Annotated in this window: 13 protein-coding genes; 8 read left to right on the forward strand and 5 right to left on the reverse strand. The window is 45.4% G+C overall.

Annotation, left to right across the window (positions count from 1 at the left end; translation table 11 throughout):
- The first annotated feature begins 334 nt into the window (after nt 1–334).
- The gene (locus tag AWB54_RS13965; protein ID WP_061215217.1) at nt 335–1,453 is read left to right on the forward strand and encodes a putative sulfate/molybdate transporter; all 1,119 of its coding nucleotides are present in this window, start codon (nt 335–337) and stop codon (nt 1,451–1,453) included.
- Between the two features lie 100 nt (nt 1,454–1,553).
- Here AWB54_RS13965 and AWB54_RS13970 read toward each other — a convergent pair whose 3' ends face one another.
- From AWB54_RS13970 to AWB54_RS13985, 4 genes are all read right to left on the reverse strand, one after another.
- Nucleotides 1,554–2,138: a DUF4013 domain-containing protein gene (locus AWB54_RS13970; protein ID WP_061215218.1), complete on the reverse strand. Its 585-nt coding sequence runs from the start codon at nt 2,136–2,138 to the stop codon at nt 1,554–1,556.
- 80 nt (nt 2,139–2,218) lie between these two features.
- Nucleotides 2,219–2,485: a hypothetical protein gene (locus AWB54_RS13975; protein ID WP_041427269.1), complete on the reverse strand. Its 267-nt coding sequence runs from the start codon at nt 2,483–2,485 to the stop codon at nt 2,219–2,221.
- A gap of 65 nt (nt 2,486–2,550) precedes the next feature.
- Nucleotides 2,551–2,826 (reverse strand): hypothetical protein, encoded by a 276-nt coding sequence (locus tag AWB54_RS13980; protein WP_061215219.1) that lies wholly within the window; start codon nt 2,824–2,826, stop codon nt 2,551–2,553.
- A 515-nt stretch (nt 2,827–3,341) separates the two neighbouring features.
- Complete coding sequence (locus AWB54_RS13985; protein ID WP_061215220.1) at nt 3,342–4,169, reverse strand: pyruvate, water dikinase regulatory protein; 828 nt, start codon at nt 4,167–4,169, stop codon at nt 3,342–3,344.
- A 502-nt stretch (nt 4,170–4,671) separates the two neighbouring features.
- On the opposite strand from AWB54_RS13985, the gene minD reads away from it, so the two are divergent.
- The 4 genes from minD to AWB54_RS14005 are packed head-to-tail and all read left to right on the forward strand — an operon-like array spanning nt 4,672 to nt 8,289.
- Nucleotides 4,672–5,493: a septum site-determining protein MinD gene (minD, locus tag AWB54_RS13990; RefSeq protein ID WP_061215221.1), complete on the forward strand. Its 822-nt coding sequence runs from the start codon at nt 4,672–4,674 to the stop codon at nt 5,491–5,493.
- 14 nt (nt 5,494–5,507) lie between these two features.
- Nucleotides 5,508–5,753 (forward strand): cell division topological specificity factor MinE, encoded by a 246-nt coding sequence (gene minE, locus AWB54_RS13995; protein ID WP_061215222.1) that lies wholly within the window; start codon nt 5,508–5,510, stop codon nt 5,751–5,753.
- Nucleotides 5,754–5,762: 9 nt separating this feature from the next.
- Nucleotides 5,763–6,356 carry a septum site-determining protein MinC gene (locus AWB54_RS14000; RefSeq protein WP_011639793.1) on the forward strand — a complete coding sequence of 198 codons (594 nt, stop codon included), beginning with the start codon at nt 5,763–5,765 and terminating at the stop codon, nt 6,354–6,356.
- 16 nt (nt 6,357–6,372) lie between these two features.
- Nucleotides 6,373–8,289 (forward strand): CHASE2 domain-containing protein, encoded by a 1,917-nt coding sequence (locus AWB54_RS14005; RefSeq protein ID WP_061215223.1) that lies wholly within the window; start codon nt 6,373–6,375, stop codon nt 8,287–8,289.
- Between the two features lie 42 nt (nt 8,290–8,331).
- On the opposite strand, the gene AWB54_RS14010 is transcribed toward AWB54_RS14005, so the two are convergent.
- Complete coding sequence (locus AWB54_RS14010; protein WP_061215224.1) at nt 8,332–9,987, reverse strand: ABC1 kinase family protein; 1,656 nt, start codon at nt 9,985–9,987, stop codon at nt 8,332–8,334.
- Between the two features lie 424 nt (nt 9,988–10,411).
- On the opposite strand from AWB54_RS14010, the gene AWB54_RS14015 reads away from it, so the two are divergent.
- From AWB54_RS14015 to AWB54_RS14025, 3 genes are read left to right on the forward strand one after another with little or no spacing between them, the layout of a single operon-like run.
- Nucleotides 10,412–11,383, forward strand: a complete 972-nt coding sequence (locus AWB54_RS14015; RefSeq protein WP_061215225.1) for an ABC transporter substrate-binding protein — start codon at nt 10,412–10,414, stop codon at nt 11,381–11,383.
- Nucleotides 11,380–12,126 carry an ABC transporter permease gene (locus AWB54_RS14020; protein WP_061215226.1) on the forward strand — a complete coding sequence of 249 codons (747 nt, stop codon included), beginning with the start codon at nt 11,380–11,382 and terminating at the stop codon, nt 12,124–12,126. Before AWB54_RS14015 ends, AWB54_RS14020 begins: the two co-directional genes overlap by 4 nt.
- Complete coding sequence (locus AWB54_RS14025; protein ID WP_061215227.1) at nt 12,111–12,806, forward strand: ABC transporter ATP-binding protein; 696 nt, start codon at nt 12,111–12,113, stop codon at nt 12,804–12,806. Before AWB54_RS14020 ends, AWB54_RS14025 begins: the two co-directional genes overlap by 16 nt.
- Nucleotides 12,807–12,823: the final 17 nt, after the last annotated feature.

Here is a 12,823-nt window from a genome sequence, read left to right on the forward strand (position 1 = left end):
TAGAGCCGTTAGTTAAATCATCTTAAGACTTATCTAACTTTTTCGCACTTCTAGTCTTGCTGTTCAGTTTTATCAAGAGCTTTGCGCTTTCAAGCTGCCTGCTTGCGCGCAAGAATTATAATATCATCCACATCGACAATTGTCAACATAAAATGAAAAACAAAACTCTGACCTGAATATTAAGGAAGTAAGCGGTGATAGTTATTGCCTTGTACCAAACGAAAGCGGTATGTTTATTATATTATGAGGTATATTATATAGAAGAAAAAGGCGACATTTTTTTGCAAAACTTTTTGCACCAAAAAGTGACCTGTAATACGAGGATTTTATAGAGATGAAGATTGGGATGTTTTCAGAAATTCATGGTGAAATTTCTGGTGCTATTGCCGACCTGGGGACTTTTCTACCTTATGTGCTGGGCGCTATTATAATCGGTGGGCTGGATGCCAGTAGTATTTTTATAACTTTTGGCTTGATGTATATATTTACTGGATATTTTTATCGTATTCCGATTCCGGTTCAACCTATGAAAATTATCGGTGCAGCGATATTGGTACACCATTTGACTGCTGGAGAAGTAGCTGCGGCAGGGATTATGATGGGTTTAACTTTATTCATCCTGGCTATAACTGGTTTGGCAAGTAGATTGGCTGGTCTGACACCGGATAGCGTAACCCTTGGTATTCAGGCAGGTTTAGGCGTTAGCCTGGCCATGCTGGGGATAAAATATATAAAAACCGATTTGCTGCTTGGTCTTATTATAATGTTGTTCATGCTTTTCCTCTTTCAAAACCGGCGGTTCCCTGCTTCTATAGCTGGGGTAGTGGGTGGAACTCTGCTGGCATTTGTCCTGCACCCGGAACTTCACTGGCCCGGTTTGCAGTTGGGGTTTTATTGGCCCCACCTGATTCTACCTGCCTGGACCGATTTTGCCCGGGGCTTTACCCTGGCCTATTTACCCCAGTTGCCCCTTACTTTAACTAATTCCGTTTTGGTAACAGCCATTCTGGCTCACGAGCTTTTCCCAAAGCAATCAGAAAAAGTAAATGAAAAGAATCTGTGCCTAACCCTGGGCATTGGCAATCTCCTGGCTGCTCCTCTGGGCGGTTTTGCCATGTGCCATGGTAGCGGTGGACTGGCGGCTCATTATCGTTTCGGTGGTAGAACCGGTTTTACCCCGGCCTTAATGGGAATAATCCTTCTATTTACCGGCATATTTTTGGGACCGGCAGGAGTTGATTTGTTACAGATAATTCCCCAAGCCGTACTGGGCGGTCTCCTCTTTTTCAGCGGAGTAGACCTGGTTCGAGGAGTGCAGGATTTCGGAGATAAAAAAGCCTTGTTCTGTTTTGCGGTAGTATTAATAATCAGTATTGCTGTGAACCCGGCGCTTGCCTTTCTGGTCGGTCTTATACTTCATTTCCTGTTTAATAAAGGTTGGGTAAAAATCTAATTTTGTTAAAAGCTTTTTTCCTGTGTCCTGGGGAGCTTGTCTATAAGAAAGGCTCTTATTACATTCTGGCGGAAACCTTGCCCTACTTGGTTATTATGGCCTAGATTCGAGAATTAATCAGGCTCCCGGTGAAATGAAAAAAGATCATCCCACAGTAAAAAATCAGCAATACTCCCAGGAACGATAGATAGGGAAGAAGAAAGACAATAGTTAAGCCCAGTGCCATTAAAAAAACAGCTATAAAATATGCTGGTATATAATTGGAAGCTACCCGATTCATCATGTAAAATATCTCTTTTACATTAATAGCGTCCATAAGATAATGATCTTTAAGAAAGTTGGCAATAGCCAGAGGAAAAATCATGCCAACAGCCAGGATGATAATAGATAACAGAAAAACCCCCACCAGGGGAATATGCAAGAGGGGGAAGGCTAAAAGCAATGGGATTAATAAATATCCCAGGGAGATTAAAAAAGCTATAATCCCTTCCCGAACAAAATCTTCCCAACGCTCCCATTCAGGTAAGGACTGACGACCCGCTATCCCGAATTTCATGCATTCCACAAAATAACATAAACTAAGCAGATTGAGAACCGGAACTATAGAGATGACACAACCTAAAAGGATTTTTTTAATCCAGTCTTCATCACGAAAAGGAAACCTTATATAATGATAAAAATTCATTAATAACCCTCCCCCTGTTACATTATTATAGAACAGGGAAAGGATTATGTGTGAAAATTATGAAGGGGGCTTTTCCCCCTTTACTTAAGCTGTGGTTGACGTTCCTTGTACTGGTCTTTTATTTGATCAACTTTATCTGCCCAAAATTGAATTTTATACATGGCATCATCTTCCATGGCAGAAGCTACTTTTACCACTTCTCGATCATTAATTTGCACACCTATATTATAGAAGCCTTGTTCATCAGAACGAATAAGCAATCCAGGAATGCGATCCTTTTCCAACAGTCCTACATTAAATTCTTCCAGGCTCATAATAGGAGTTTCGTAGGCCTCGACTTTTGACATTATAATTCCTCCTTTCGAATAAGGTACTTGTAACCTGCCTCCTGATAAATAAGGAGGTGCGGATTTTAGGAACGGGAATAATTGCCTAAATCACCCTCAACTCCATATCTTCTTTGTATTTCCTGTATCTGTGGTACCCACATGTGAACCCGTTCATGGACTTCGCTGTCTTTAACCTGGTCTATTAATAGTATTTGGTTGTCGCCCAGTTCGATTCCGATGTTGTAAACACCCTTGTTGGTGTCTGAGCTTACCAATAAACCTTCGTATTCTTCCTTGGCATAAAGACTGTTTTGCAGAAAATCATCCTTACTCATGATTTTTCCTTTTTTATTATGCATCGCTTTTCCTCCTTATTCTATTAAGCTTCTACTGTAAAAGAGATTGCTCTACTCTTTTATTTAAGTTAACGCCTCTCAGTAAAATCATACTTTTGCTTTAAATATTATCCCCGTCAGGTTTAATTTTATGTATTTTTGATTCTACTGCAAAAAGTTATTAATATTCATTGGCTTGTATAAATATACCGCTCGCAGTCTTCGCATGGGCAACACCTGCGGCTTGTCTCGCGGCTCAAGGGGTACACGCTAACCTCCCATCCATGGTCGTATAGCGCTCTCGCGACGTCCTGTCGCTCGCCCCCTTTCGCCTGCTCGCCTTCGCCGGGCGTTGCAACCATGCTTCGCCAACGCTCGCTTTGTATATTTATGCAATCCTTATGCAACAAAAGGGGTTTTCGCAGTGGAGTCATTTTTAATTTGTGAACAAAGGCGGCTACAATTTTTTATACAACAAATCAAAAACCGGGGGATTAAGTCCCCCGGTCCGGTTTACCCATCTAAATTTATAACCCTGCTTAAAAGCGGTGATGGGTTATACGTAAGGGTAAATTAAACTTGTGGGTAATGGTATTCCCCACCTCCTCAATATCATCAAGGGTAACATCAATTACCAGGCATTTTAACTTGGCATAAATCCTGTAAGCATTATCCAATTCTTCAGCCACCAGGTCGTCCAGGGTCTCAATGTCATCTGGTAGTTCAAAACTCCGGAACCTTTCTTTGCGCAATTCCATAAGGGTATCAATATCAATGGTAAGTCCAACCATTGGAATCCGACCCTTTAAATCAACAATCTCTTGCGGGATCTCAGTATCCATAAGTATCGGATAGTTGGCCACCTTTATCCCCAGGTTGGCTAAATGCATCGAAAGTGGGGTTTTTGAAGTTCTGGGCAATCCGAGGACTATTAAGTCCGCTTCATGAACACTGTCAAGATTCTGTCCATTATCATGTTCAATGGTGTATTCTATGGCTTTCATGCGGTTGAAATATTGATCATCCATCTTATGAGTCAATCCGGTGATATATTCTGGTTTTTGTCCGGTCTTGAATTGAATCGCATCAAAAAGAGGAGCCATAACATTTACCGCAATAACCTGTTTTACCCGGGCGGTTTCATCCATGAAGCGAGATAACTCCGGTTTGACGATGGTATAAATGATAATAGCGTCATTCTCAACCGCCTGTTCAATTATTTTTTCTACTTGTTCTTCCTTGGTAACCCTGGAGAAACGAGTAATATTTCGCTCAAGTTTGAACTGTAATACTGATGCCACCGCAATTTTTTCCGCGGTTTCACCAACCGAATCAGATACTGCGAAAATATGCAACTTATCTGCCATAATATCGTCCCCCTTTTAGACGTTTTACTTTTCCCCTGATTCATTTCAGTCCCTTTATTATTCTATTCTACAAAACCCAGAGCTTTTCCTCTTTTTAATCCCTCCAAGTAGCTTTTCTTTATAATACCTGCCCTTGGCTTTTTACCCAATCCCTATGACCAATAGATGTGCCAGTCTCTAAAAAAGTTACTATTTATTAATGTGACCCGATCGAATAATACCAAGTTCAATAATGATTAACCCTGTACTCTTTTTCCTTTCTCCTTAATAATTTACTACTTTCCAACTCCTTCTTAAAACGTGTCAGTCCCGGCTTCCAAGCAGGTTATTTCATTATATTATCCCCTGTTTCTTTAAAATAGCAGTTTATTCCCAAACAAATATCATTTACAATTAAATAGAATCTTTTCTTTATTCGACAAGTTCAGGTAGTCTGCTGGGAGAATTTTCACTATCTCAATTTGAGAATTAAATCTATTCAAAATGGGGAGGCCTTTTCCAAATGGGGAAAAAAACTGAAGAAAGCAGCGTAATAGTCGTGACCTCAGGCAAGGGCGGTGTAGGAAAAACTACCACTGTAGCCAATGTTGCCAGTGCTCTGGCGCGGAAGGGTTATAAAATTGCAGTTATGGATCTGGATATAGGGCTAAAAAAGCTTGATCTTATTCTGGGTCTGGAGAATCGTGTTATCTATGATATTATTCAGGTAATAGAAGGGGAATGCACTTTGAAGCAAGCCCTGGTGAAAGACAAGCGTTTTCCCGAACTTTATATGCTGCCGGCAGCCCAAACCCGCAACAAAGATGACATCAAGCCCGAACAGGTGCAAGAAATCTGCCGACAACTCCGGCCAGAATTCGACTTTATTTTTATCGACTGTCCTGCCGGGATAGAACAGGGTTTCCGGAATGCTATTGCGGCTGCTGATAAAGCTATAGTAGTTACCAACCCAGAGGTTTCCGCCGTCAGGGATGCTGACCGCATTATCGGCATGTTGGAATCAGCCCAGTTCCAGGACATCCAACTGGTAATAAACCGCCTGCAAGCCAGTATGGTCAAAAGCGGTGATATGCTCAGCATTGATGACCTGCTGGAACATCTCTGTATCACATTACTGGGTATAGTCCCGGAGGATAAAAAAGTGCTTATTTCCACCAACAAAGGTGAACCCATAGTCTTAAATGAGCGTTCGGAAGCTGGACTAGCCTTTAATAATATTGCCAATCGCCTCCTGGGCCAACAGGTGGATTTCCCGAGCTTTGAGGAAGATTCATTATGGGGAAAAATCCGCAATCTGGGACGCAACCTTTTTTCTAAAGAATAAGGGAGGGATAAAAAGTGTTGGATTTTTTAAAACGGATCTTTGCAGACAGTTCCAGCCGTAAGCAAGCCAATGATCGCTTGCGGGTGGTTCTAACCCATGACAGAACCGGCACCTCCTCCCGTTTGATGGAAACCCTGAAAGAAGAAATTTTAGAGGTTATTTCCCGACATGTAGAAATAGAAGGACGCCCCGAAGTCAAGATAATCCGCGAAGGCCGGCACTCAGCACTGGACATAAACATTCCTTTAAAGGGCAGGTAATAACTGGATATGGTTAAAATAAAAGGGTTAAACGGTAATTTAGTATTCATATTCGGCCCGGGAAGTTTTGATGAATACCTCAGTTTTTTGGAAGAGAAATTGACTGCCAATAAACAATTGTTTAGCGGTTCCCGGGTGATATTCAAGGGAGAAGAACTGAAAAAACTTTCTCATTCCCAAATCGCTTCTCTACAAGAACTCTGCCTGCGGCATGGGGTGATTATGAATAACAATGCAGTCACTGTAAACAAAGGTAGTTCTAAGGATCTGGTAATCTACCGCAATCTGAGAAGCGGGCAAAAATTGCGCTCCGAAGGCTCGGTAATTATTTGGGGCGATGTCCATGAAAGCGCTGAAATATTAGCAGCCGGTGACATAATTGTTCTGGGTAAATTAGACGGAATTGCTCATGCTGGTTGTTATGGGGATATGAACCGCTTGATTTTTGCCCTCAGCCTTTCTCCCGGACAGATTAGAATTGGAGACCGGCTTTCCCGTTCTCCTGAAGATCCGGACAAGAGCCCCCATCCCGAAATAGCTTTCTGGGATGGAGAAAACATCTGCATCAAAGCCTATTCCTCGCGTAGTGGTTTGCGAGGGTAAGAAGGGTACCTGAATTGTGAATTTATCTTATGAATCTCACCCGGTTGAAGAAAAAAAGCCCCGGAGAATCTTCTCCGGCATAAGCCATAATAGATTCTTTATTCCTATCCTGCTTTTTTTGCTCTTGCAGGGTCTGGTTATGCTGGGTTTCTTTACCCGCAGCGACCTGGGACTCTATGACACCTTTTTCCGGCTTAAGGGAGCTTCAACTCCCGGCGAAAAAGTAGTAATTGTGGCCATAGACGATTACTCCATCTCCCGCCTGGGGCCACCGGCCTGGCCCCGTTCCGTTCACGCTCGTTTGCTGGAAAAACTGGAAGAGGCCCGGGCGGTAAGCTTTGACCTTACTTTCAACTCTACTCAGGGAGCCCGTGAGGACCAGGCTTTCGCTTCAGCCATTCAAAAACATGGCAAGGTAATACTGGCAGCCAAGTTCACCTTTGAAAAAGATGAAAGCGGCGATCTGGTTCAGGGTTTTGAACCTCCCTTGCAGGAGCTCATGTCGGGTGCCGCCGGCCTGGGCTTTGTCAACACTCCAACAGATATCGACCAGAGGGTAAGACGCTCCACTCTGGTTGATGTGAACAGCTTCGAAGTTCCCTTTCCCAGCCTGGCCATTGCTACCGCCATGGTAGCCCAGGACATTGGCTATGAAGAACTTAAACTCGAAGCAGGTCGTCTACTGCTGGGGAAAAAAGAAATACCTTTAAGCCCACTGAACCAGGCTATGGTAAAATTCTGGGGACCGAAGGCCACATTCAAGACCATAAGCTATGCCGATGTTATAGAGGAAAAAATCCCCCCCGCCTATTTCCAAGACAAAATCGTCCTTATCGGAACCATTACGCCGGAGGATCATGACTTTGTGACCACCCCCTATACCACCAGCAATATGGTAAAGGGCGGAGCCCTGGATACCCCGGGGGTGGAAATGCACGCTTCCATTATTCAAACTCTTCTAGAAGACAGCTGGTACCGAGAGGCGGAAAAGCCTTTTAATATAGCCTTTCTTTTCCTGGCAGGCCTGCTGACTTCACTGGTGGTCAGAGGACGCGGTCCCTGGAAAGGGCTAATTGGAACTGTTCTGGTAACCCTGGCAAGCATTGCTCTGGTTTACGGTCTGTGGGAATACCAGCGAATATGGCTCAGCCTGGCTGCTCCCCTGGCCCTTATTTTGCTGAGTTATGTGGTGGTAACGGCCACCGAGTTTATTCAGGCCGAACTGGGACGGCGCAAAACCAAAGCCATGTTTTCCCGCTATGTTTCCGCCGATGTGGTGGATGAACTCTTAAAAAACCCGGATGAAATTTCCCTGGGCGGCAAAAAACAGGTGGTTACCATCATGTTCGCAGATATCCGCGGCTTTACCGCCTTCAGCGAAAATAAGGACCCGGTGGATGTAATCAACCGGCTCAATGAGTACCTGACTGCTATGACCGACTCCATTCAAAGCCATGGCGGCACCCTGGATAAATACCTGGGAGATGGTCTTATGGCCTTTTTCGGAGCCCCGGTCTATTTTGAGGATCACGTGGAGAGGGCCATCAAGGTAGCCCGCGAAATCCAGGTTAAGGTGGCAGACTTAAATCAGAAGTGGGCTGAACAAGGCGCTGTACCTCTGCTGGTAGCCGTAGGCATCAACACTGGTCCGGTGGTGGTGGGCAATGTAGGCAGCCCGGAACGGATGGATTATACACTAATAGGCGAAGATGCCAACCTGGCTTCTCGAGTTGAAGCCTTGACCAAGCTCTTTGAAACCCTGGTACTGGTTTCCGAGCGCTCCTACGACCTGCTTCCGGAAGGGAAAACCAAAGCTTCTCTGCAGTATGTAGGCGAAGAACTGGTGAAGGGTTTCACCCATCCCATCAAGGTTTATTCGTTTAGTGATCTGGACCTGCATTTTGAAAAGTCCTCGGACAAAGGCTTTAAGTAATACCGGATTCAAGGGTGTCAAGGGGACGGTCCTCTTGACACCCTATGGGCGCAGCGAGGAAATCAAGAATACGACCAGGCTGACAATGGCCACCCCGAAGCCCAGCACCCCCAGAAAGCTGTATTCTTCAACCCAGGCGGCGTGGTTGGCCTGCAATATGAAAGAAGAGCCTATCAAGGCTCCGGTTATTATCAAACTGGCGCTGAGGCGGCTTATCAAACGGGAAATTCCATGATAGGCTTTATCACTTAAATCCAGTTCCATTCTCACTTTTAACTGTCCCTCACTGGTTCTCCTAACCAGTTTGTTAAAGTTGGAGGGCAGGGCAGCCAGGGGCTTTATATCCTGGTAATATTTACGGCGAATATACTTGTAGACACTCTCCGCTTTAAGCCGCTCTTCCAGTACTTTATTGGCCAAAGGGCGGGCGGTTTCCATAAAATCATAACCCGGATCGAGCTTCTTCCCCACTCCTTCTACGGTAATAAGGGCTTTCATCAGCCCGGTCAAATAAGCCGGCATTTTCAGCTGGTGACGATAGGAGAGATCCATAAGCTCATTGCGCAGGCGATTTATGTCCAATTTTCCGATGCTGCCGGAAACGCTTTTGATCAGGTCGGCAAAATCTTCCTGGAAATCCTCTATATCATCCAGCTCACCCACTATGCCCATATCCTGCAAACTGGACATGGCTTTGTCCATATTCTGTTTGCTTATGGCCAGAAGCAGTTCCCCCAGGTGTATCAGACGAGTCTCGCTCAAGGAGCCGATTTGCCCGAAGTCAATAAAAGCTATCCGGTTTTCATCCAGCAGCAAAATATTGCCCGGGTGCGGGTCCGCCTGGTAGAAACCATGCAGGATTATCTGGGAAAGAAAAGTTTCGGTTCCCAATTGCGATATCTTTCTCCGATTCCAGCCCCGTTTATCTATTTCCTCCAAATCACTTAGTTTAACTCCGCTTAAATATTCCTCGGTCAATACTTTGCCAGTGGTGTATTCCCAATATACCCGAGGAATAACCACCCGCTGGTCACCGGCGAAATTCTGGTATACCCTTTCCGTACTGCGAGCCTCTCGGGCATAGTCCAATTCCCGCATAAACATCCGGGAGAATTCCTCCACCATATCCTTAATGCCGAGACGGCGGGCCTCAGAAGAGCGCAGTTCAGACAAATGGGCCAATCCCAGGACTATCTCCAGATCATTTTGCACCACTTTCTCAATACCGGGTCTTTGTACCTTTACGATGACCTCTTCACCGCTTTTTAGCCGGGCCAAATGTACTTGTCCAATGGAAGCGGCCGCCAGCGGCTCGGGGTTGAATTCAGCAAAAACTTCATCAGGATGCCCCAGTTCGCTCAACAGCTGTTTCATTAGTTCAACATTAGGCATAGCTTCAACCTTATCCTGCAAGCGTTCCAATTCTTCTATATATACCGGGGGTAAAAGATCAGGGCGGGTACTCAAGACTTGTCCCAGTTTAACAAAAGTGGGGCCGAGTTCCACCAACGATTGCCGCAATTTCTGAGCCAGCAATCTATCTCCCGGTCTCTCGGCTACCAGTGTCGGGCGTTCCGCCAGGGGAGTGAGGCTGTCCAGACCCAGACGTTGAATCATGTAGCCAAAGCCGTTCTTAACCAGCACTCCCACAATCTGCTGGCGCCGTCTAATATGTCTGATTCGCTGCAATAATCCCAAATGTAATCCTCCTTAAACGCCTGGATAAGAATTGGGACAGGGGTTCAGGCTGTTTTTTTATTATTCTACTATAAAAAATATATCATATATCATGGGGATGGTTCTCTGATATATTTTATTGATTCCACTGCAAAAACCCCTTTTGTTGCATAAGGGTGGAATAAATATACAAAATGCTGGTGAAGGTGAAAGCGGGCGGTCGAAGACCGCCCTTACAATGCTTTGCAGTAGCTATTAAGGTTGTTGCGCCTGATTCGGAACGACACGGGGGTCGTTCTCTACATACCCTTCGGTCGCTAGAGCGATATATTTATACAAGCCAATGAATATTAATAACTTTTTGCAGTGGGATCTTTACTGTATTTTGAGCAAAATATTGCAAAATATAATATAATAACAAAAAAACACAAAGGAGGTTTTCGCGATGAAAAAAGGAGTATGGTTGTTGATTCTCGTTTTGCTTCTGGTCGGTGGCATGCTTTTCTGGAAACATGGCGGATTAGGTCCGGAACCACCGGCTCAAATCACCCTGATTAATCCACTGGGCCCCACAGTAATACCGGTAGCCGGCATTAGTTCCCAACAGGTAAAAAGCAAAATGCCTATTACGATCCAATACTGGAAGGATACGGATGAGGCAGTGGCCCTTTTAGCCTCCAAAAAGGCGGATTTTGCTGTTTTGCCCATCAGCGCTGCCGCTAATATTTATGCGCGCGGAATCGATATCAAGATGCTGGGGGTACATGAGTGGAAGGTTTTTTATTTACTGGCAGCCAAAGACACTCCTTTTGAGGGCTGGAGGTCCCTGGTGGGCAAGAGGGTTTATACCGCTCACGGCCGGGGGCAGACCGCCGATGTTATAATGCGAGCGGCCTTAAGTAAGGAAGGAATAGAGCCGGATCAGGATGTAAAGATACTCTATGCTCCACCTCAGGAGATAGTGGCCTTGTTCAAAGCCGGCAAGGTTGATTTTGCGGCTTTGCCCGAACCTTTCGTTACCCTGGCCATGAGCGATGACAGCGGGAGAATTGTTCTCGATTTCCAGAAGTACTGGGGCGAGAGTACAGGTAAACCGGAAAGAATACCTGTTGCCGGGCTCTTTGTGGCCGGTGATTTTCAGGAAAAATACCCGCGGGAAACTAAAGAACTGGCCCAAATTTTTGCTGATTCCACCCGTTGGAGCAACGAAAATGTAGACCAGGCCCTGGCTGTTGCTGCCGAAACTTTACCTACTATACCGCAACCGGTAATGAAGAAAGCCCTGAGCCGCATCGAATTTGAATTCATCGACAGCAGTAAATCACGGCCGGAAGTAGAATTCTACCTGCAGAAAATGAAGGAACTCTATCCCCAGGGTACACCCAAACTTCCGGATAAGGATTTTTATTACTCATGAGAACGGGACTGCGCTCACTGTTTGGTATCATAGTCTTTATCCTCTTATGGCAATTACTGGCCGTACTTTTAGACAAGAGTATTATTGTCCCGACTCCAGGAGAGACCTTTGGTCTTTTCTTCCAGTTGCTGCTCAGCCCGGTTACTTTGCTGGCCGGGCTGCAAACCGCCTGGAAGGTTTTAATGGCCCTGGGCCTGGTCTTGCTCCTGGGCTTGCCCCTGGGTTTGATTATCGGGCTATTTGAACCCTTATATGATATGTCGCGGCCTATAATAATGGTTATTCAGGCGGTACCGGTTATATCATGGCTTTCCCTGGTTCTTTTTACCTGGGGCAGGAACTGGCAGGGTCCTGTACTGATTGCCTTTCTGTCTATTTTGCCCATAGCTATTCTTACTACCGTATCCGGGGTGCGCAACCTGGATAAGAAGCTTCTGGAAATGGCTCGGCTTTATCAAGTGCCGGCCAGGAAAATTATGCATGACATCTACCTGGGTTCCTTGCTTCCTTTTATTATTGCCATCATAGATGTCAGCCTGGGACAGGCCTGGAAGGTTATACTGGTAGCAGAGTATCTTTGTGGAGACAGCGGCCTGGGCCTAAAAATATTCGATGCCCGCAGCTTTGTTGATACCCCTTCTGTTTATGCCTATACCCTCCTGGCCGTATTGTTGGGCATTATAACCGAGAGACTGATTAAAATGGGAACAGGGAGGCTTTCAAAACTATGGGTGCCCGTTTAGAAGTCAGATCCTTGCATAAATCCTTTGGGGCTCTCTCCGTATTAGACAACTGGAACCTGAGTATCCGGGAATCAGAACGAATTGTCTTATTGGGGCCATCCGGTTCAGGAAAAACGACTTTTTTGCGCTTAATTGCAGGGCTGGAAAGACCTTCATCAGGAGAGATAAAATTAAGTTCGCAGCAAATGGGCTTTGTTTTCCAGGAACCACGGTTGATTCCCTGGCGAACAGTAGAGGACAACCTGCTTTTTGTCAACGAGAAGGGGGATATTTCCGGTATTTTGGAGAAACTCCGCCTTAGTGGCTTTGCCGGTTTCTTTCCCGCCCAATTGAGCGGTGGAATGCAGCAAAGGGTTAACCTGGCCCGGGCTTTGCTGGTGGAACCGGATTTGCTCATTCTGGATGAAGCTTTTTCCTCCCTGGATCTACCGGTTAAAACCAGCATAATGAAGGACATCAATCTCCACTGGCAAGAAAAGCGTTTTACTATTATTGCAGTCACCCATGATTTAAAAGAAGCCCTCTTTCTGGCCGATAGGATTATAATCCTCTCCCCTGCTCCATCAGTCATTGCCCGTGAGCTTCCCGTCACCCTGGGGAAGGGGCGCAATTTTTCCTCCCCGGAATTCCTGCACCTGGAGGGGCAGTTGCTGGACATCATCTGCTCGGCCAGCAACTAGTGCTATATTAATATCTT

The organism is Syntrophomonas wolfei subsp. methylbutyratica (genome assembly GCF_001570625.1).
Lineage (GTDB): Bacteria > Bacillota > Syntrophomonadia > Syntrophomonadales > Syntrophomonadaceae > Syntrophomonas > Syntrophomonas methylbutyratica.

What these genes read in the sequence shown, in the direction of transcription:
- AWB54_RS13965 (WP_061215217.1), top strand. Translation starts at nt 335, where the DNA reads ATGAAGATTGGGATGTTTTCAGAAATTCATGGTGAAATTTCTGGTGCT.
- AWB54_RS13970 (WP_061215218.1), bottom strand. Translation starts at nt 2,138, where the DNA reads ATGAATTTTTATCATTATATAAGGTTTCCTTTTCGTGATGAAGACTGG.
- AWB54_RS13975 (WP_041427269.1), bottom strand. Translation starts at nt 2,485, where the DNA reads ATGTCAAAAGTCGAGGCCTACGAAACTCCTATTATGAGCCTGGAAGAA.
- AWB54_RS13980 (WP_061215219.1), bottom strand. Translation starts at nt 2,826, where the DNA reads ATGCATAATAAAAAAGGAAAAATCATGAGTAAGGATGATTTTCTGCAA.
- AWB54_RS13985 (WP_061215220.1), bottom strand. Translation starts at nt 4,169, where the DNA reads ATGGCAGATAAGTTGCATATTTTCGCAGTATCTGATTCGGTTGGTGAA.
- minD (WP_061215221.1), top strand. Translation starts at nt 4,672, where the DNA reads ATGGGGAAAAAAACTGAAGAAAGCAGCGTAATAGTCGTGACCTCAGGC.
- AWB54_RS14000 (WP_011639793.1), top strand. Translation starts at nt 5,763, where the DNA reads ATGGTTAAAATAAAAGGGTTAAACGGTAATTTAGTATTCATATTCGGC.
- AWB54_RS14015 (WP_061215225.1), top strand. Translation starts at nt 10,412, where the DNA reads ATGAAAAAAGGAGTATGGTTGTTGATTCTCGTTTTGCTTCTGGTCGGT.
- AWB54_RS14020 (WP_061215226.1), top strand. Translation starts at nt 11,380, where the DNA reads ATGAGAACGGGACTGCGCTCACTGTTTGGTATCATAGTCTTTATCCTC.
- AWB54_RS14025 (WP_061215227.1), top strand. Translation starts at nt 12,111, where the DNA reads ATGGGTGCCCGTTTAGAAGTCAGATCCTTGCATAAATCCTTTGGGGCT.